Raw genomic sequence first — 19,860 nt, 5'->3', positions numbered from 1 at the left:
ATTAAATGGTTTGGTAAGGTTCTATAAGGTAAAATTTGTTTTCAGCATTGTATTCGAGCACGAGTGCAGTTTCTCCTTTCTGCACAGCGGAGCCCATAGTCGTTCTGACATTCAGCAAGAGCGGTGCGCCCGTTGTTTTCACAGCGGCCTGTCCCATGTCGGTGCCATTGGCAGGCAACATCACCGTACAGACCTGCCCGATGATAGCTGCCGCTGATTCATGCTCTTTTTCCATAGCGGCGAACACTCGCACGAAAGGCATGGTCAGGAACTTAGCCACGAACAAAGCGGCCACGAACGAAGGGATCAGGTATAGCCATCCTAACAAGCTATAGCCGTCGTTGAAGTAGTAGTTCGCTAAGATGGAGATTACCCAGAACGGCAGTGCGAAGAAAGTGAGGAACACCATGAATGGCACCTTGCCCAGGTTAAAGAAGGCAAGTACACTGTTGAGCCAGCTGACGGCTGACACATCATCGGCATTCACGTCGGGCTCTACTTCAATATCAAAGAAATCGAGGTCCAGCAAGCCGAAGATGACGGCAAGCCAATACAGCATGACAAAGACCAGTAAGGCCGTCGGTATGATATTGACACTGGAAAAGGTAGCTTGTATAAGTTCGTTCATAGGCAAAGTAGGTTATCAGAAGTATTATGCTATAAATATAAAAGAATATTCATAACAAAGCATATACTTTTTGCATTTCACACCTGGAAAAAATTAGAAATGCAGGTAAGCCCCTATCTTTGTGTTTTCGTTTATCAACGTCAGGCTACTCAAAGTCTGTCCTATTTATACATGCAAAACCGCTACAGCAAAGAAATCATACCTATTGAGGGATGGGAACGCGAAGAGAGTTTCCGCTTTTTCAGCACCTTCACCCAGCCTTTTTTCAATGTGCACACGGAGGTGGACATTACGCCACTTCACCGCTATTGCAAACAACACGGACTCTCTATTTCGCTGGCCTATATGCACGCCACCACACAGGCTGCACGCGCCACGGAAAACTTCCTGCTCCGCATCGAAAACGGGCAGGTGGTAAAATTTAGCGGACTCGATCTGTCCACTACCATTCTCAAAGACGACAAACAGATCGCTTTCACGCATTTTCCTTTCATTGAAAATCTGGCCGATTTCTGTGCCAACGGGGCTACCATCATCGCTGAGGTAAAAAAGAGCAAAAAGCTTTTCAACGGCCACCAAGGTATAGACCTGCTGCACATGACTACCCTGCCCTGGTTTACTTTCAGAGGTATGGAGCATGCCTTCTCAATAGGTCAGGAAGACCCGGGTGTACCGAAAATCGGCTATGGCAAACTGGAGATGCGCGGCGACCAAGTATACCTGCCGATCAGCATTGGCCTGCACCATGCGCTGGCCGATGGCTACCACATGCACCTGTTTATGGAAGAATTAACAAAGGTTATCGAAAGCTATTTGTAGTAGAAATCAACGGATAAATTGCGCTATCCCTGGCAGGGTATACAGGAGAATTAATGTTCAAACACTTTTGTAAAATTTTCCTTGTCATATATAGTGAGGATCAATATATTGTGTTGCTATAGGGTCTTGCACCCGGATGATATTCCTTCACCTTTCAACCTACCAATATGTGGCGATCCGTTATCACTGGCACGGGCAGTTATATCCCGACAGAAGTAAAAACCAACCAGGATTTTACCTCTCACAATTTTTACACAGACCAAAACGTACCGATCGGTGTTTGCCCGCATGTGGTCGTCGAGAAATTTCAGAAGATCACAGGTATAGCAGAGCGCCGCTATGTGGCCTCCCACCTCACTACTTCTGATATTGCCACCCTGGCCGCTGAAGAGGCCATCCGGGACAGCGGCATCGACCCGGAAACCCTGGACATGATCATTGTGGCGCACAACTTCGGCAACGTGATCGAGGGTACGATTCAGTCTGATGCCGTGCCTGCGCTGGCTAGTCGTGTAAAGCATAACCTGAAGATCAAGAGTCCAGACTGTGTGGCCTACGATATCCTGTTTGGCTGTCCGGGCTGGGTGCAGGGCGTGATTCAGGCCGAGGCGTTTTTTAAGGCAGGTATGGCTAAGAAAGCGCTCGTGATCGGTGCCGAGACCCTCTCCCGCGTGATTGACCTGTACGACCGCGATAGCATGATCTTCAGCGACGGGGCGGGTGCCTCAGTAATAGAGTACCAGGAAGTGCCCGAAGATGGCAGTGGCATACTCGCCAGTTGCGCCCGCAGCCACAGTGTGGAGGAGGCCTATTATATCAACATGAACAAGTCCTACATGCCGGACGGTGATCCGCGTGTGCGCTACATCAAAATGAAGGGCCGCAAGGTATACGAGTACGCCATTAAGCTGGTACCAGAAGCCATGAAGGAATGCCTGGATATGTGCGGTGTTGACATCAAAGACCTGAAAAAAGTGTTCATCCACCAGGCCAACGAGAAAATGGACGAAGGCATGATCCAGGCGCTTTATAAACTCTATGACAAACGCGACATCCCGGAGGACATTATGCCGATGAGCATCCATTACCTCGGCAACAGCTCTGTAGCCACCGTGCCCACGCTTTACGACATCGTAAGCAGGGGTCAGGACGAGAAGCATCAGCTGAACAAAGGGGACATTATTCTGTTTGCTTCAGTAGGGGCTGGCATGAACATCAATGCAATTTGCTACAGGGTATAGCTACTATATAAGAACTTAAATCTGAGCCCTGCTATCCTTAGCGGGGCTTTTTGTTTCGGGGCGTTAGGTGTTCATTATCAGTCAAAACGTGCCTGATCAACTTGTTTTTTTGTAAATTGCATTGCCTTAGTTTAAGTCAAAATAAGGTATGCCTGATCCGACTACGAATTGCTACTGCAGCTCTAGAAGTGCGGTACGTAACTTATTTATAATACCGAGTGAGATGAAGAATTTGCTGCCTTTGTTGAAGCCCAGATTAAGTAATTACTTTTTCATAAAGAACTTAAAACCTACGCTGCGATTTGTGGCCCTGGTCGCTACGCCACTTTGCCTGGTCAACAGTTTTATCGCCACCCAGGACAGCATCAACTTTTATGCGGATTGGGCCTCTCGTTTCACGTACGGTTTCCTGATCACTTATCCGCAGGCAGTGGTGTATGTGAGCTTGATCAAGTGGTTTGACAGAAAAAGGTAGAGCCTGCTAAACGCATTTGAAATCCGCTAATTCAATTAAACTACCAAACCCATAAAAACAAATCCCCACTGCAAAACAGCGGGGATTTCATGTTTAACTAGTAGTGCGTAATGAAAAAGCTTTGATTATTTGACGCTCGCCTTTATCCTTCTAAACAACAGCATACCTACCGCAAAAACCAGCAGCACACTCAGCGCGAGCTTATACAGCCCTGCATGCACCGTCGCAAAATCAGGTGAACTGGTAAAGCTGTGCCGTGGCTCGTTCACATAATCGGCATTTGTGAAATTGACCTGGTTGAACAGAAAGGGATAGTAAAACTCCCGGAGCGAATCGTGGTACTGGGTGGCGCTTTGTAAGAAGCTCACGTAGGATGGTAAATCAGACCCAGCCATGGCATTGAAGATGGTCTGCACGTTAACCGGTACCGACCACACATTCAATTGTTCCACCAGCTGATGGCGCGCCTGTAATCCTTCCTGGTAGTCAAGTGCCAAGTCCGCCACGGCCACATCGCCCAGATGGTGAAAGGCATAGTACCAGCGCCAGGCGAAGCGTCCCTGAATTTCCGTTGTGTCGGTCCACTGCGGGTATAGGGCAAAGAACTTGTCCATGGTTTCGCGCTTAGGTTTGTCCCAGCCGCCGTGCACGACTTCCCGCTGTTTGATGGTGAGCTCCAAAGCCTGCGGCATTGGCTGCTTCACGGCGATGTACACGTTTAGCAGCGCAGGTATAATAATGGTCAGCAGCAGCCAAACTCCCAGCATTGTTATGGCATTGAAAGCGGAATTCTTCTGCAGGGCTGCCACCACGAAAGCCACACCAAACCAGAAAAGGCAGTAAAGCACGACCACGCTCAGCCAAAATGCCACCCGCATATCCGGCGACACCTGCCCCCAGACCATGGCCACCACGGAAAGCAACAAGGCCATCCCCAAAACCAGCATCATCCGGAAAGTCAGCTTGGCACCGACAATCAGAGGCAGACCGATGGGTTGCGAGAGCAGCAAAGGCAGCGTGCCCTGCTCTTTTTCCACTGACAGGATATTGAAGCACAGGCCTATGATAAGCAGCGGAAACAGGTATACCAGCACAAAGGCCAAGTCGAAATTGCCTGACAAGACTTTGAGGGGGTTGATATTCTCGGTGTCGTAGAGCTGTGACTGCAAGTTGAGCAGGCGGAGTTTGATGTAATACGGGTTCACATCGCGCTGCCCCAGCGACAGACTGGCCCAGGAGTCCGGGTGGTTGACGGCGAAGGTGGTGTGGTAATAGCCAATATCGCCAGCATCGGTCCCGTTGGGGTACTTAGCTTTCAACTCTTCAATGTTCTGCTCCGTCAGCACATCCAAAGCAGCAATGTTTTCCTGCTGCCGGTTTATTTCCGTGGTGCCGTAGTAAATGCCATACAAGCCTGCAAAAAGGGTCAGTATAGTGAGTATAAGTAACCCTTTATCGGCCCTGAAATTGAGCCATTCGAATTTTATCAGTATCCAGAATTTCTTCATCGCTTAAGCAATTTTAGTTTTGTCTATCAGCTGCATACCCACCAGGCTGACCAATGCCAGCCACATGAACAGCGCGATAAAAGACACGATGTGATTTGTTAATGCCCACCCGGCTTGGGGCGTTTCATACACAAATGGCTGAAACTCCTTCCAGGTATCTGAGCTCAGACGTGTTTCTTTGTCGCCGTACTTTAGTCGGGTTGTCTGTATGTTATTGAGTCCCTGCGCCAGGTTGTAACGGTATTGCTCCGCCTCGTTTTGGAAGTGCACATAGTGATCGAAGTCCGCGCCTGCCATCCCCATAGACAGGTGGCGCACCGCCAGGTAGGGGTTCAGAAAACTGGCATATTCTGAAATTCGGTTTTGCTTTCGGAAGATGTCGGTCAGCTCGTCGAAGTGCTCCTGGTAGACCTGCGTGCTGTGCTCCTCTCCTGCCGCCATGCGTATACCATCGAAATTAACAGGCAGCTTTTCAATGGAGGAGACCTTGTACTTCTTAAACAACTCCTGCTTGAGGGCCTCCGTACGCTCGTCCTGTCCGCTGCCGTGGCCGTCTATACCTTTGGCTACCTCTTCATGCACATCAGCATCCATTTGTGCTTTGGTTGGGGTCGTGTAGAGTGTTGCGCCCAGGTTGGCAGATGCCTTCGGTATAATAACGCAGCATAAAATCCAGATGCCCAATAGCATAACCAGTGCCGTGCTTGACCGTTGGTGCAAAGCCGATACCACCACCGACAGCACAATAAAGATAAAAAAGTAGACCAGGTAAGAGCCTATGAACAACAGCAACCTCACCAGTACATCGCCACTCAAGTCAAACCCGCCTTTACCGAACAGAAGCGCACTGGCGAGTAGCATGGCTGGTGCCACCACGAGCGCTACCACTTTGCTGTAACCAGCTACCTTGGCCCAGGCCACCTGCCTAAGCGATACGCCCTGGCTAAGCAGTATCTTCAGCGTGCCCGTTTCCTTCTCTTGGGTAAAAGCTCCAAAACACAAAAAGATGATAAGTAACGGAATAAGCATTTGCAGCACGAATGCTACCGTCATCTCACCGAAGCGAATTAACGAAGAAGATTGCTGCGCCTGACTGAAGTTGGCGCTGTTCTGCTTGTGTGCCTCCATAAACACGGAGGCGCCGGTATAGGAGTCCATGCCAAAATCCAGGAAGCTGATGCTGGACTTGGGACGGAAGGCGTAGGAGCCGTAATGCGCCATGCGGTGCGGGTGACGGTCTTCCGAGTTGGCAAACTGGTCGTTCACCGTTTGTTGCGCTGCATCCCGCTCAGCTTGCAGCGTGTTATAACTGTGCAGCCCTACGACGGTAGCAGCCAACAACAGTAACAGCACAATGATGCTAAGCGCCATAAAGCGGCGGTCTCGCAAGGTGCTGATGAATTCTTTCTTTGCTATGCTCTTTATCATCTTGCCACGTGCATGTAGTTCAGGTATAGATTTTCTAGTTCGTTGGCGTTGAGGTTGGCAGCAGGCTGCACATCCACGAGTTCACCTTCCCGCATAATGCCGATGCGCGTGCCCACTTCCTTAGACCGGAAAATATCGTGCGTCGCCATAAAAATGGCGGTGCCCTGTTGGCTGAGATTCAGCAACAGCTCCGAAAACTCGTTGCTGGCTTTCGGGTCGAGGCCGGAAGTCGGTTCGTCGAGCAGGAGTACCTTGGCATGCTTGGCTACCGCAATGGCTATACCTACCTTCTGGCGCATCCCCTTGGAGTAGCCGCCTACCCTGCGGCTGACAGCATCGGCCGGCAAACCTGCCTGCACCAGGTAGTGCATTAATTCTTCTTTCGAATAGTCGAATCCGGCCAGACTACTGAACAGCGCCAGGTTCTCCATACCTGTCAGGTTAGGGTACAGCATCACGTTCTCGGGTATATAAGCCAGGTATTCTTTTACCTGCGTCACGTTGCTGGCCACCTCGTATCCGTTGATGTAAGCGGCACCAGAAGAGGGCTGTATAAAGCCCAAGAACAGGTTGATGGTCGTAGATTTGCCCGCGCCGTTCTGCCCCAACAGACAGAAAATTTCGCCGGCACTTATCTGGAGGTCCAGGCCTTTGAGCGCCACTTTATCCTGGTACTCTTTCCTGAGTTGCTTCGCTTCTAATATGTATTCCATATTCTTAGATGATGATGGTTGATGTCTTTTGATATGTTGCTTCAATAATCTTTCTTAACTCTCGGGATGCATAATGCTTCTGACGACAATGTTCTCCCATCCATTAAAAGGTATAGCCGATTGTAGCCATGTAATTTCTGGGCGCTCCTGGGCTGGCACGGAAGTAATCATAGCCGCCGACAAAGTAGCGCTCGTTGAGCAGGTTATTCAGATTGAGTGCGAACTTGAACTTGTTCACATTGTAGAAAAGGGCAGCATTGGCTACAGCATAAGATGGCCAATAGTCCCATATCAGTTCGCCGGTGTTTACCTGGTTTACCTGCACTTCCATGCGTCGGCTATCCATGTAGTTACCGCCCACCGCTATACCAATTCCTCTTAAGGCGGAGTTGGCAAAATTATACTTGGCCCACAACCCTGCCGAGTGTCTTGGTGCATTGGGAGCCATCATGCCGTTCTCTGCACTCAGGTCAGCGCCCTGCACTTCGGTGTGGTTATAGGCATAGTTGGCATTCAGGTTGAAGTTTGGTGTAATGTTACCCGTTAGTTCTAGCTCTGCCCCTTGTGACAGTGTTTTGCCGTTTTGCCTGTAAATCGGATTCCCCTCTTCTGTCAACTGAAAGGTGTTCACCAATGTATTGCGCTTCTCTACCTGATACAGTGAGAGCGTGGCAAACAGCGCTTTTTGGAAGAACTCTCCTTTCAGGCCTGTCTCCACCTGGTAACTAGTTTCGTTTCGGAAGGGCTCGCTTCGTCCGTAGCGCTCCGGATACTTGATGTACTGCGGACCAATAGGTCGGAACCCCTGGCTATAACTGGCAAAGAAGTTCAGGTTATTGTGTAGCGAATAGGTAAGGCCGGCTCGTGGCAGCAGCACATTTTGCTCTATGTTCTCTTCCCCGTCGCCATAGTCGCGTCTGTCACGGAACATCTCGTAGCGTAGTCCTACCAACAGCCCCAAACGGTCTGTCAGCTCCACCTGGTCCTGCACGTAAAGCCCCGTGGTATGAAACACGTTATTGAGGTAGTCGATAAAGAACTGCGGCAGCGGACGACGAATGTAATTGCTGGAGTTCTTCACTTCGTACACCGGGTTCTTCAGGTCGAAAGTCAAGGGTATGGCCGCGCCATTCACCAGCTGTTGCCGCGCTTCGAACATGGTGCTGTTCCTGTCGGTATCAAATTTCACATAATCGGCTCCCAGCACTATTTTATGGTTGATGCTACCTGTGTTACGGGTCAGTGAGAAGTAAGCTGAGAGGTTATCAGTATACTCTTTGGCCAGGCGCTCGAAGTAGCGGATGTTCATTACCGTGTTCTGCGGTGCATCAGCAAAGGTATTCAGGGTACGGTGCTCCCGAATGTCTTCAGAGTAAGCAAACTTCATGTAAGCCATGTTGAAGGACAGCCCATCATTTATTTTGTGGTTGAGCGAGGCGTTCAGCGACAGATCCGTTACCTTGAAGTGGTCGTTGGGCTGGTTGACGGCAAAAGAGAAAGGCAACGCAAACAGGTCCCCGCCTTGTATAGGTAGGCCGCGGTCCAGGTAGCCGTTGAAGTTGCTGTAAACCACCTCCGCATTCAGGGTCGTATTGGCAGTCGGACGGAAGGTCACTGTAGGCGCAATCATCAGGGATTTGCGGTCGTTCACGTCCCGAAACGTTTTGGTATCTTCAAAGCCGATGTTCATACGGTAGAGCAACGTTTTGTCTTCGTTCAGCGGACCCGTAAAGTCCAGCGCGGTACGCATGGTCTGGAAACTCCCGACAGAGAAACTCACAGCTTTGCGCTCTTCTTCCAGCGGTTTCTTCGTCACCATGTTCACGGTTCCTCCCGGATTGATGTCGCCAAACAGAGCCGCACCCGGGCCTTTGAGCACCTCCACCCGCTCCAGGTTGGTTACAAGCGGTACCCGAAAAAATCCGTTGCCGTAGCTATACCCGGAGCGCAGGCCATTCACGAGTCGGAAGCCGCTTTCGTAGCCATTGCGGAAGCCGCGTACGGTCAGGTCATCGTAACCTGAGTACTGGTTTACACCCGCCACATTCTGCACCACATCGTTGAGTGTGAAAGCCTGCTGGTCGTCCATCAACTCTTTTGTAACTGAAGAAATGGACTGCGGCACATCGATGACCAGGCTGGATGTTTTGGTCCCGATAAAGCTGTACTCACTTTTGTAAGTGGTTTCTTTGCGACCCAGTACCTCCACCTCCTGCAGGGCATTGGAGATAGTTTTGAGTTGAAAGTCAATGTGAGCATAAGGGGCTTCCTTCTGTAATACCACCTGCCGAACTACTTCTTTGTAGCCCAGGCCTCTGGCGATAACAGTAAATTCTCCCAAGCTCAAATCGTTGAGAACGAAACTTCCATTGGGCTGTGTAATAGCCACCTGGTTACTTTCCTTTAGCAGAATGGTGATGCTTTCAATCCCCTTTCCGTTTCCATCTGTTACATTTCCGTTGATGGAACCTGTGTTTTGGGCTACTGCTGCGAACTGGAAGAGGAACAGGAACAATATACTTACATGTCTTTTCATAAAAGTCTTTGATGCTAGTGAGGTGCCATGCCAACTGAAACTCAGCTGTTGGCTGCTACATTTTTTTTGCCTAAGAATTAGTTGATATGCCCAATGTTGAACAGGCCGTCCCCTTTCTTAATGGGCGGGTTGAATGTTTTGTAGAGAATAACTCCATCCGTTGGGCAGGTTACATCGGCAAGGTGATTACCGAATAAATCGGTGATGTAACCGAGTTTCATGCCTTTCTTCACATAGTCGCCGCTGGTGAGGTCGCTGTAGAAAAAGCCTTCGTGCTGACTGCTGACTGTAGTGCGTTGCGCCACCATAACTGGGTTCTGTACCGTGTTAGGTTTCCCTTCCAGTATCTGCAGGTGGCGCATCAGGCTGAGCAAAGCCTCCTGTATCTGCAGAACCGGCTTTTCCTCTACTATACCCATGCGGCCGCACTCAATATCCACGGCAGGAATGTTGCGTTTGGTTGCTTCGCGGGAGCAGTAAATAGCTTCTTCCGTCAGACTCTGTTCATTGCCAAACTGCACGATAAAGTCGAAGCCCAGCGCCATTGCCATTTGCCTGGCCTTTTCTGACACTTCCGGCATATCGAAGTAGTTGTAGTAGCCCGCGTATGGGCGCAAGTCATTATTGGCATCGCCGGCATGCACATCAATAAAATAGTCGCTGCGGGCAATGACTTCATTGGAAATAATATGCGCGATGTGTTCCGTCAGGGTGCCGTCCGGTCTGCCCGGAAAAACGCGGTTCAGGTTCTTGCCGTCCACGGGGTTCACCATCAGCGACCTTTCCAGGAAAGCAGGTACATTGGCCATGTGCACCATTATCACGGTGCCGCTCATGTTAGCCGGGTCGAGGTGCTTTGATAACTGCTGGGCAGCCATGATGGGCGCATACTCCAGTCCGTGAACCCCTGCGGTTATACCTAGCACCGGACCTTTTTTGGCGCCATGAAAAACAGTGACAGGTATAACGGTACTGTCTTTCCCGCTAATGACAGGCAATAAGACAGAATGCTTTGTGCCAGCCTTTATCGCTTGCCCGGCGAAAGTAAATGGCTTGACTTTGGCTTGCACAGAAACTGCTGTGCACAATAGGAATACTATAAACAGGTATAAAACTGAATTCTTCATTTGATCTAAATGAAATGTTATTTGGAAAGAATGACTGATCAGGAAGGGTGAGTAAAGGAAGGTGACCCGCTACTAAAGGGCACAGTCAAACAGCTGGTATGCTTATACCTGCCAGGCAGTGTAGATGCTAACAAACATCGCTGCCCAACTCTCACGAAAGCAGGTATAAACAGATACCCCAATCGAACTACAATGAATTTGCAGTGCGAAGGTCTGTTCAGCTAAAACCAGGAAGTAGTGGATTATACCAGGTGCTTATCCCAAATGAATGCTGGCATTTGATCGGCGCACCTATACCTTCAACTAAAGGCAAGGCGAGAACGGCAGCTGTTGCACAGGATTTGAAAACTGCTATTCCCAGGTATGGGAGCACAGCTTTATGCCTGCAGCACAGCGTATAACAAATGAACCTTAAAGTTTGAAGATAAGCGCCTAGGCGATGGGTGGCCCCCGCAGGTACGTGTTGTTCGGATAAGTAAACTTCCAGGCGAAGCTATAAGGCTGCAAATAGCAAACTTCTGCCCTGTATTTGATCAACTCAAATGAAAACTCTGGAGAAGAGAAATCTGAGTTGTATACCTCATCGACGTGGCAGTGCTGATGCCTCGTATCTACTTTTTGATCTGCATCAGGAAGCGCATGCTCGGTGTGATCGTGAAAGTGCATAGCCAATACCATCTCGTCTGGCACCATCACGCGCGTGAACAGCATCAGAAAAACAAAAGCGATATAGGTACGGAAGCTATACAAATTCTCGTAGTCTATGAGTTGTAGGTTTGTCTACGTCAGGAAAGCAAAGGTAAAATTTTGCCAATACCTTTCCATATTAATTTTAAATTCTTCCGCGTCCAGCTCATATCCTGGAAAGAAGGCATACACGAAATTTAAACCTGCAGGCTAGCCATCCATACGCTCTATCTTATGGACCAACTCCATCATCCGCTCATAGTGAGAGCCTTTCCAGTATACTTGTTTACATTGCTGGCATTGGTAAAATTCGTCAAAGTACTGCTTCGTTTTAGGTGGCAGCTGTTCCAGCACTTCCTGTTTATCCACTGCCACAATGTTTCCGTTACAAACCATGCAGCGTGTAAATGGCCGGAGCTGGTCATGCAGTTTGTACCTGATGACTACCTCTTTTAGCTGCTCCTCTGTGTGCTGCGAGCGCAGCCAGTAGCCTGCAGGTATATCCTTGTGCTTGAGCAGGTTCACATCCCGCGTGAGCAGAATGCGTTGCGATTCATCGGCCAGCTGCACCAGCTCTGTGTCGTGCAGGTCGTTCCGGTATACCGTGTCGAAGCCCAGCATGCGCAGCGATCGGGCCAGCGTGCCCAAGTGCACATCCAGCACGAAACGTCGTTCTCCTTTATCTGCCAGAAGCTCTTCCTCCCCTCCCTCAAATGGATATACCTCCACCTGATCATTCTCCTGAAGTCGCTGAGTCCATGCTGCTTTCGCTCCATTCACCAGCACCTCCCGCACCTCTACATGGGGCACACCGATGGCCTCGATCACATCCTTCACCGTCTGGTGCACAGCATAGGTATAGCGGATGCTCGTGTTGCGTTGACGTGGGCGCAAAAAGTCGTTCAAAGAGCCGTGAAACTTGAAAAAGGCAGTCTGGGACATGGCGCAACAGGTATAACCCAGGTATACGCACCCTAAAGCAAAACCGCCCGGACAAGGCCCGGGCGGTTTAACAATTAACAAAAACCAGTCTTTACTCTTTCACAATTACTTAGTTTGCTCTGCGCGTTTCTTCTTCGGCACTGCCGGTGCGGCGGCGAGACGGACCAGACTGCGCCTGACCAAAGCGGTAGTTAAAGCTCAGGGTGGCTACCTGCGTGTCGCGGCGCTGGTAGAAGTTCTCTTCATAGCGGGCCAGGGCGGTATAGCCGTTGGCTTTGTTGGTAAAGAATATGTCTGACACATTAAGTTTCACGCTGGCCTTTCTGTCCCAGAACTGCTTCTGCACACCCGCCGACATAAACCAGATCGGGTCTACTTCCAGGAAGCCATACACTTCGCGGCTGCGGTAAACACCCACCAATTCGGCTGACCAGTTGTTAGGCAGTTTGATGGTGTTGTTTGAGTTGAAGTTGAAAGTAGGACGACCGTTGCTCAGGTCTGTTCCAGCCAAAAAACCTTTGTAGTGACCATAGTAGAATGTGCCGTTATTCACACTGTTGAACCAGTTCCCGATCGAGAAAGGCGCAGTCAAGGTCAGGCCGTAGTAGTCGAGCGTAGCCAGGTTGCGGAAGGTTTGCACCACCAGCTTCTCAGCATTCGGGTCTGGCGAGAGCACGTTCACCATCACATCGGTGGTGTGGCTGTAACTCAGTTTGGTGATGAAACGCTGATCAAAGGTATGGGTCAGTTCGAAGGAGTAGGAAAGCTCCGGCTTCAGGGAAGGATTTCCCGCTGCGTAAGTGCTTGGGTCCAGGAAGTTCTTGAAGGGGTTGAGCTGGTTGTAAGAAGGCCGGTTGATGCGGCGACTCACAGACATCCCCAGGTCATGCTTCTTGCTCAGGCTATAGTTAACTGCCGCACTCGGAAACAGCTGGGTATAGTTGCGCTTAAAGCCATCATCACCTACAACTTGTCTGCCCTTGGCAATCGTGTTTTCGAGACGGAGCCCCAGCTGCAAACCAGCCTTCGCCCATTTCTTATTTGCATTGACGTATGCCGCGTTGATGTTCTCGTCATACAGGAAGTGGTTACTCTTGTCGGTATCCGGCACATTGCCACCATTACTGCGATCAAAAAAGGCCAGGTTGTTGTCGGCTGTCACGAGACTACTCTTCACACCAGCCTCAAAATTGCCCCCGATCGCAGCCAGTGGCTGGCGGTAGTCTGCGCGTGCTGATTTGATGGTCAGCTCACCGTCCAGGGTACCGTACAGCAGGTAGGGGCTGCGGATCTGCTCATTGCTCAGGTTATAATAGTTGGTAATGAAGTTCTGCACATCCGTGTTGCGGTACGCGATATAATCCACATCGGCCGTGATCTCACGACCTACACTGTCGATCGTGTGCTTCAGGTTGAAATTATAGGCCTGGTTGCGGCGTCCATGCTCTACATCGGCAGTGGTGATAAAAGACGATTCGGGCACGCCCGCTGCATTGATCACACTGGAGCGGTTGTTTGTTCCGCGGTCTAAGTCCGACACGAATCCACTGGCAATTACGCCCAACACTGTTTTAGGAGACAAAAAGTAATCAGCTCCTACTCTGCCGGTGTGATTGTTCAGCGTAAAGTCAAACCTGTTCTGCTGATCATAAGCACCGATAAAGCTGCCGTTCTCGTCCAGGAAGCGGCGGTAGATATCCAGGTCATTGAAATCTTTGCGCAACACATAATTATAGCTGCCGAAGAGGTTGAACTTCTTCGTGCGATGGTTCAGTTGCACTCCCTGGTTTGACTTGGCGAAGCGGCCCTGTCCGTAGGACGCGTTGAATGTTCCGTTGGTGCCCAGGCTCTTGTCACGCTTCAGGCGGATGTCGATGATGCCAGAGTTGCCGGCCGCATCATATTTCGCCGATGGGTTAGTGATGAGCTCGATCTTCTCCACGCTGCTGGCTGACATGCCGCGCAGCATGTTAGCCAGTTCAGCACCCGACATTGGCACCTGCTTTCCGTCCACCATCACGATCACACCCTGGCGCCCGCGCATGCTGATGTTGTCATTCTGGTCGATCACCACGCCCGGTGCCTTCTCCAGTACTTCCAGGGCTGTGTTACCAGCTGAAACAATGCTGTTCTCCACATTCAACACCGTTTTGTCGAGGTGCTGCTCGAGCAGCGGTTTCTGTGCTTCGATCACGACTTCCTTCAGCGCCGTGGCAGACTGGCTCATCATAATCGGATTCAGTTTCAGCGCCTCTGCTTCAGAGCTTACATTCGCTTCCACGGGCTCCGACTTACCGAAGCCTACCATACTCGCCACGACCTTATACCTGCCAACGGCTATACCTTCGAACAGGAAAGCACCGCTTTCGTCAGAGAGTGTCCCTTTAACGAGAGAGGAGTCTGTTGCATGGAGCAGGAGCACGTTGGCGTAGCCCATCGGCTTGTCAGCTGTTTCCAGCACTTTGCCTGATATGGTAGCCTGCTGTGCCGAGGCAGCTGTGAAAATGAAGCATAACAATGGCATCAGCAACAGCACCTTGCCATTAAGTTTGGACTGGAGAGATAGAGGATTTTTCATGTGGACAGGATTAAATATTTTTCATAGTTTAATTGTGTTTATTCTAATTGCATGCCAACATCCTAAAAGGCTTTATTCCAGCCCGTTACGCTATATTTTTTGAATAAATGCTCTATCCAAGTGTCTGATAATGAACACTTGTGTTTTAAAATGGACAATCAGAGCAGGTATGTTTAAAGCAATAGAGAAGTGCAGCAGGCGAAGGGTTGCTTACAGGCAGGTAAAAAATCACGGGAGGGTGATACAGCGCTGATCACTGAAATAACATCGATAAGTTTTTGGGGCATCTCCGTATAAATTGCCTAATATTATACTCCCATCCATCTTCAACCCTAATCACAGGCATGGAGTCATACTTTGAACTGAAGAAAAACAACACAAACGTTAGGACTGAGGTACTCGCCGGCCTGACCTCTTTTCTGGCCACTGCTTATATTGTCGTTGTAAACCCATCGATCCTGAGCCAGGCGGGAATGCCTTTTTCGGGGGCACTGACGGCGACGGTTTTGGTGTCTTTCTTCAGCAGCGTGATGATGGGTATCTATGCCCGAAATCCGATTATTGTGGCGCCAGGCATGGGGCTGAACGCTTTCTTCACTTTTTCTGCTGTGATGGGCATGGGCATCACGTGGCAGGTGGCTTTGGGAGCTGTTTTCTGGTCGGGTATTATCTTCCTGCTGCTCTCTATATTCAATGTGCGCACCCTGATTGTCAAGGCCATCCCCCGCCCTTTGCGCTATGCCATTGCCGCAGGTATAGGACTGTTCATTACCCTGATCGGGTTTGCCAATGCCGGCTTCATTGTTTCCAATCCGGCTACCACGGTTGGTTTGGGTCCGCTCTCGCCGTCAGTCCTTACTTTTCTGGGTGGCTTGTTTCTGATGGCGATCCTGATCACGCGCAACGTAACGGGAGCCATCCTGATTGGCATCGTGCTCACTACTTTGGCAGCATATCCGCTGGGCCGCTGGTGGGCCATGGAGGCTGATCCGGTTATCAGCTGGCAGGGACTCTTTTCTACGCCTGACTTCAGTTTGGTCCTACAATTGGATCTGATCAATTCGCTGCAGTTTGCTGTTTTTCCAGTGATCTTCGCTTTCGTCTTCACTGATTTGTTCGATAGCCTTTCCACCTTTGTAGGTCTGGCCGAAGCCGCCAACCTAACAGATGAGCACGGGGAGCCACGCAATGTAGCCCGTTCTCTAACAGCCGATGCCATGTCTACTACCATTGCAGGTTTGCTTGGCTCCAGCCCCGGCACAGCTTATGTAGAGTCAGCTGTAGGAATCGAGGCCGGCGGCCGATCCGGATTGACTGCGGTGGTAGGAGGTTTGTTGTTTTTACCTTTCCTCTTTCTGGCTCCGCTCCTCTCCATGATTCCGGCCATCGCGACTGCTCCTGCCCTGGTTTTGGTTGGTGCCTTTATGGTAAGGCCGGTTGTCAAAATCAACTGGCTGAAAATGGATGAAGCCATACCTGCCTTTCTGGCCATGGTGCTGATCCCCTTTACCTACTCTATTTCACAGGGTATCATCTGGGGCTTTCTGAGCTGGGCTGTACTCAAAGTTGCCACCGGAAACGCCAGAACCATATCGCCTACGCTGTGGGTGATTGTCGCATTTAGTGTGCTGGCGCTCGTGATGCAGTCACATTAGAGGAATTTATTTTACTAGGGTAACCGGGACTTTTAGGTATGGCAAACTTTATTGTTTCATTGTTTGCTTTGGCTGGTAGCACCTCGTTATTTGTCCTGACACAAATTGAGGGCTGAGGTGAGATGATAATCCGGTTCCGATATCCCGCTTCCCCAACTAAAGGTATAACATCGCTCCCCTCAAAAACTTATCATCTTTCCAACATCTTCCTTAACTTAGGGGCTTTCAATCCGAACCCTATGATCAAAAAGTATGCTTTAGCAGCACTGCTGGCCGCCGGATCGGCGCTTTCAGTTGCTGCGCAAGACGCACCTTCCTGGATGCGCTACCCGGCTATTTCCCCTGATGGCAAAACCATCGTTTTCACGTACAAAGGTGACCTTTATACTGTCCCGGCAGCGGGTGGCACAGCCGTTCCACTCACCCTGCACGAGGCGCATGACTACATGCCAGTGTGGAGCCACGATGGCAAGTCCATCGCCTTCGCCAGCGACCGCTACGGCAATTTCGACATCTTTGTGATGCCGGCCACTGGTGGTACAGCCCAGCGCATTACCTACCACTCAGCAAACGAATTCCCCTACGAGTTCAGCCACGACAACAAAACGGTATACTTCGGCTCCAGCCGCCTCGACGCAGCCAGCAACCGCCAGTACCCAACCGCTTATCATTCGGAGCTGTACCAGGTGGCCGTTGCGGGTGGTCGCGTGCAGCAGGTACTTACCACGCCAGCCGAGGACGTGAAGCTGAGTCGCGATGGCAGTACCATGCTCTACCACGACAGAAAAGGCGGCGAGAATACCTGGCGCAAACACCACGTATCCTCTGTAGCACGTGATATCTGGTCCTACGACACCAAATCCGGCAAGCACACCAAGCTGACAACCTACGAAGGCGAGGACCGCAACCCGGTTTTTGCGGATAATGACAAAACCATCTACTTCCTGAGCGAGGCTAACGGTACCTTCAACGTGTACAGTATGGCTGCCAAGGGCCCTGCCAAACCAGAGCAGGTGACCAAGTTTGAGAAGCATCCGGTTCGCTTCCTGACCGCTGCCAAGGACGGTACGCTTTCCTTCAGCCAGAACGGCGAACTCTATACCCGCAAACCGAACGGTCAGGCACAGAAAGTGAGCGTTCGTATCGCGACAGATGCCAAGAGTAATAACGAGAGCATCCTTTCGGTGGGCAATGGCATACGTGATCTGGCAGTGTCACCTAACGGCAAAGAGGTTGCCTTCATTTACCGTGGAGAGGTGTTTGTGAGCGCCGTGGAGGGTTCTGTGACCAAGCGCATCACCAACACGCCGGAGCAGGAGCGCAGCGTAAGCTTCTCCCCTGACGGTAAGTCCCTGCTTTACGCCAGCGAGCGCGGCAAGAGCTGGAAGATCTACAAGACGGATATCGTACGCGAGGAGGAGCCTTACTTCTATGCCTCTACCCTGCTAAAGGAAACGCCACTGATCGAAAACGACAAGGAGAACTACTCCCCACTTTATTCCCCGGACGGAAAAGAAGTGGCTTTCCTGGAAGACCGCATGACCCTGAAAGTGCTCAACCTGGCCAGCAAGCAGGTACGCACGCTGCTGACTACGCAGGAGCTCTTCTCAATGCGCGACAACGACCAGTACTATACCTGGAGCCCGGATGGCAAATGGCTACTGTTCGAGTACTCTGAGCCCGGCTTCGCTAATGGTGAGGTAGGCATTATTTCGGCAGACGGCAAAGGCAAGAAAATCAACCTGACCGAAAGCGGCTACAATGACTTTGCTCCGAAATGGATGCAGGGCGGCAAGATGATGATCTGGAACAGCACCCGTGACGGCATGCGCAGCCAGGCCAACAGCGGTGGCGCACAGGCCGACGTATACGCCATGTTCTTCACACATGACGCCTTCGACAAGTTCAGACTCAGCAAAGAAGATTATGCCCTGCTGAAGGAACAGGAAGAAAAAGCCGCCAAAGAAAAGGAGAAGGAAAAAGAGCAGGAGAAAAATAAAAAGAAAGCTAAAAAAGACGAGTCTGCCAAAAAAGAAGAGCTGCAGATTGATTGGGAAGGCCTGAACTACCGCAAAGCGAAACTGACGCTGCACTCTTCCAACCTGTCGGACGCGTTGGTGTCAAAAGACGGAGAAACGCTTTACTACCTCGCTAAGTTCGAGAAAGGCTACAACCTGTGGTCGACGAGCCTGCGCAGCAAGGAAACCAAAATGCTGGTGACCCTCAATGCCAACCGCGCCAGCATGGTATGGGACAAGGAGCAGAAGAATATTTTCCTGGAGTCGGATGGTAAGATCGTGAAGCTGGACCCAAGTAACAGCACGAAGCAGGAAACCGTGAAGATCGACGGTGAGATGAACCTGGATGCCGCCGCAGAGCGTGCCTTTATGTTCGAGCACGTGTGGCGCCGCACGAAGCAGACCTTCTACACCGCCGGTTACCACGGTGCCAAATGGGATGAACTGAAAGCCGACTACGAAGCTTACCTGCCGCACATCAGCAACGACCATGAATTCACTGAAATGCTGAGCGAACTGCTGGGCGAGCTGAACGTATCGCACTCCGGCGCCAGCTACAGCAAAAATGATCCGAACGGCGACGCTACAGCCTCATTGGGCATCTTCTACGACCAGACCTATACCGGCAACGGCATCAAACTGGACGAAGTGATCGTGGGTGGTCCGCTGAACAAGGCGGGTATGAACCTGCAGGCAGGTATGATCATCGAAAAGATCGATGGCGAAACCATTACACCAGACAAGGATCTGGCACAATTCCTGAACCGCAAAGCAGGCAAGAACACCCTACTTACTGTGACAGATGCCAATGGCAAAAACAGAAGAGATATCACCGTGAAGCCTATCTCGCAAGGCGAAGAAAATGCCCTGCTTTACAAGCGCTGGGTGCGCCGTAACGCCGAGGAAGTTGATCGCCTGAGCAACGGACAACTGGGTTACGTGCACATACCGGGTATGAACGACCCAAGCTACCGCACCGTGTACGAAGAGGTAATGGGCAAATACGCCAATCGCAAAGGTATGGTAGTAGACACCCGCAACAACGGCGGTGGTGACCTGGTAGCAGACTTGGCCATGTTCCTAAGCGGCAAGAAGTTCCTAGACTACACCACCGATACCCGCTCCATGGGTATTGAGCCTTCGTTCCGCTGGACCAAGCCGAGTATTGCGCTGGCCAACGAAGCCAACTACAGCGACGGCCACTGCTTCGCTTTCAGCTATGCTGACCTGAAGCTAGGCAAGCTGGTTGGTATGCCAGTACCGGGCACCTGTACCTTCGCCGGCTGGGAAATGCTGCAAAACGGATCGGTGCGTTGGGGTGTGCCGCCACTAGGCGTGAAGGATGTGCAGGGACAGTACCTGGAGAACCTGCAAACCGAGCCGGACGTGAAAGTGGCGAACGAATACGAACTGGTAAGCAAAGGCAAAGACCAGCAACTGGAGGCAGCCGTTCGCGAACTGCTGAAAGATATAGAAACGCAGGGAAGCGCTCAGAAATAAGCGAC

General features: G+C 50.8%; 14 protein-coding genes. 5 read left to right on the top strand and 9 right to left on the bottom strand.

Going from position 1 to position 19,860, the window contains the following annotated elements; genetic code table 11:
- Position 1 precedes the first annotated feature (1 nt).
- Positions 2-628 (bottom strand): OB-fold-containig protein, encoded by a 627-nt coding sequence (locus I0P70_RS17090; RefSeq protein WP_196120338.1) that lies wholly within the window; start codon positions 626-628, stop codon positions 2-4.
- Between the two features lie 171 nt (positions 629-799).
- Here I0P70_RS17090 and I0P70_RS17085 point away from each other — a divergent pair, with 171 nt between their 5' ends.
- The 3 genes from I0P70_RS17085 (at position 800) to I0P70_RS17075 (ending at position 3,163) form a co-directional block, all read left to right on the top strand.
- Positions 800-1,447 (top strand): CatA-like O-acetyltransferase, encoded by a 648-nt coding sequence (locus I0P70_RS17085; RefSeq protein ID WP_196120335.1) that lies wholly within the window; start codon positions 800-802, stop codon positions 1,445-1,447.
- Positions 1,448-1,614: 167 nt separating this feature from the next.
- On the top strand, positions 1,615-2,688 hold the full coding sequence (locus tag I0P70_RS17080; protein WP_196120333.1) for a 3-oxoacyl-ACP synthase III family protein: 1,074 nt from the start codon (positions 1,615-1,617) through the stop codon (positions 2,686-2,688).
- A 223-nt stretch (positions 2,689-2,911) separates the two neighbouring features.
- Positions 2,912-3,163: a hypothetical protein gene (locus tag I0P70_RS17075; RefSeq protein WP_196120331.1), complete on the top strand. Its 252-nt coding sequence runs from the start codon at positions 2,912-2,914 to the stop codon at positions 3,161-3,163.
- A gap of 125 nt (positions 3,164-3,288) precedes the next feature.
- Here the strand turns inward: I0P70_RS17075 and I0P70_RS17070 are convergent, their stop codons facing one another.
- The 8 genes from I0P70_RS17070 to I0P70_RS17035 all read right to left on the bottom strand — a co-directional run bounded on the left by I0P70_RS17070 (position 3,289) and on the right by I0P70_RS17035 (position 14,682).
- Positions 3,289-4,671: a DUF3526 domain-containing protein gene (locus I0P70_RS17070; protein WP_196120329.1), complete on the bottom strand. Its 1,383-nt coding sequence runs from the start codon at positions 4,669-4,671 to the stop codon at positions 3,289-3,291.
- 3 nt (positions 4,672-4,674) lie between these two features.
- Complete coding sequence (locus I0P70_RS17065) at positions 4,675-6,099, bottom strand: DUF3526 domain-containing protein (RefSeq protein ID WP_196120327.1); 1,425 nt, start codon at positions 6,097-6,099, stop codon at positions 4,675-4,677.
- Positions 6,096-6,812, bottom strand: coding sequence for an ABC transporter ATP-binding protein (locus I0P70_RS17060; RefSeq protein WP_230392267.1), 717 nt, complete (start codon positions 6,810-6,812; stop codon positions 6,096-6,098). The genes I0P70_RS17065 and I0P70_RS17060 overlap by 4 nt, the downstream gene beginning before the upstream one ends.
- Before the next feature lie 103 nt (positions 6,813-6,915).
- The gene (locus I0P70_RS17055) at positions 6,916-9,348 is read right to left on the bottom strand and encodes a TonB-dependent receptor (RefSeq protein WP_196120325.1); all 2,433 of its coding nucleotides are present in this window, start codon (positions 9,346-9,348) and stop codon (positions 6,916-6,918) included.
- Between the two features lie 77 nt (positions 9,349-9,425).
- Complete coding sequence (locus tag I0P70_RS17050; protein ID WP_370583247.1) at positions 9,426-10,418, bottom strand: succinylglutamate desuccinylase/aspartoacylase family protein; 993 nt, start codon at positions 10,416-10,418, stop codon at positions 9,426-9,428.
- Between the two features lie 489 nt (positions 10,419-10,907).
- Positions 10,908-11,186 (bottom strand): hypothetical protein, encoded by a 279-nt coding sequence (locus I0P70_RS17045; protein WP_196120321.1) that lies wholly within the window; start codon positions 11,184-11,186, stop codon positions 10,908-10,910.
- A 186-nt stretch (positions 11,187-11,372) separates the two neighbouring features.
- A complete protein-coding gene (locus tag I0P70_RS17040; RefSeq protein ID WP_196120319.1) occupies positions 11,373-12,104 on the bottom strand; it encodes a Mut7-C RNAse domain-containing protein in 732 nt (243 codons plus the stop codon).
- Between the two features lie 109 nt (positions 12,105-12,213).
- Positions 12,214-14,682: an outer membrane beta-barrel family protein gene (locus I0P70_RS17035; RefSeq protein WP_196120317.1), complete on the bottom strand. Its 2,469-nt coding sequence runs from the start codon at positions 14,680-14,682 to the stop codon at positions 12,214-12,216.
- Between the two features lie 344 nt (positions 14,683-15,026).
- Between I0P70_RS17035 and I0P70_RS17030 the strand changes: the two genes are divergently transcribed.
- Together I0P70_RS17030 and I0P70_RS17025 are read left to right on the top strand one after the other, a co-directional pair.
- Complete coding sequence (locus I0P70_RS17030) at positions 15,027-16,337, top strand: NCS2 family permease (RefSeq protein WP_196120315.1); 1,311 nt, start codon at positions 15,027-15,029, stop codon at positions 16,335-16,337.
- Positions 16,338-16,576: 239 nt separating this feature from the next.
- Complete coding sequence (locus tag I0P70_RS17025) at positions 16,577-19,855, top strand: S41 family peptidase (protein WP_196120313.1); 3,279 nt, start codon at positions 16,577-16,579, stop codon at positions 19,853-19,855.
- The last annotated feature ends 5 nt before the right edge of the window (positions 19,856-19,860 follow it).

The organism is Pontibacter sp. FD36, assembly GCF_015686655.1.
In the GTDB taxonomy this organism is placed as follows: Bacteria; Bacteroidota; Bacteroidia; order Cytophagales; family Hymenobacteraceae; genus Pontibacter.
Note: the sequence above shows the minus strand (reverse complement) of the source record. Positions and strands in the feature narration are given on the sequence as shown.

Excerpts from the sequence above, each read along its gene's own strand:
- I0P70_RS17090 (WP_196120338.1), bottom strand. The coding sequence starts at position 628 with ATGAACGAACTTATACAAGCTACCTTTTCCAGTGTCAATATCATACCG.
- I0P70_RS17085 (WP_196120335.1), top strand. The coding sequence starts at position 800 with ATGCAAAACCGCTACAGCAAAGAAATCATACCTATTGAGGGATGGGAA.
- I0P70_RS17080 (WP_196120333.1), top strand. The coding sequence starts at position 1,615 with ATGTGGCGATCCGTTATCACTGGCACGGGCAGTTATATCCCGACAGAA.
- I0P70_RS17075 (WP_196120331.1), top strand. The coding sequence starts at position 2,912 with ATGAAGAATTTGCTGCCTTTGTTGAAGCCCAGATTAAGTAATTACTTT.
- I0P70_RS17070 (WP_196120329.1), bottom strand. The coding sequence starts at position 4,671 with ATGAAGAAATTCTGGATACTGATAAAATTCGAATGGCTCAATTTCAGG.
- I0P70_RS17065 (WP_196120327.1), bottom strand. The coding sequence starts at position 6,099 with ATGATAAAGAGCATAGCAAAGAAAGAATTCATCAGCACCTTGCGAGAC.
- I0P70_RS17060 (WP_230392267.1), bottom strand. The coding sequence starts at position 6,812 with ATGGAATACATATTAGAAGCGAAGCAACTCAGGAAAGAGTACCAGGAT.
- I0P70_RS17055 (WP_196120325.1), bottom strand. The coding sequence starts at position 9,348 with ATGAAAAGACATGTAAGTATATTGTTCCTGTTCCTCTTCCAGTTCGCA.
- I0P70_RS17045 (WP_196120321.1), bottom strand. The coding sequence starts at position 11,186 with ATGCTGTTCACGCGCGTGATGGTGCCAGACGAGATGGTATTGGCTATG.
- I0P70_RS17040 (WP_196120319.1), bottom strand. The coding sequence starts at position 12,104 with ATGTCCCAGACTGCCTTTTTCAAGTTTCACGGCTCTTTGAACGACTTT.
- I0P70_RS17035 (WP_196120317.1), bottom strand. The coding sequence starts at position 14,682 with ATGAAAAATCCTCTATCTCTCCAGTCCAAACTTAATGGCAAGGTGCTG.
- I0P70_RS17030 (WP_196120315.1), top strand. The coding sequence starts at position 15,027 with ATGGAGTCATACTTTGAACTGAAGAAAAACAACACAAACGTTAGGACT.
- I0P70_RS17025 (WP_196120313.1), top strand. The coding sequence starts at position 16,577 with ATGATCAAAAAGTATGCTTTAGCAGCACTGCTGGCCGCCGGATCGGCG.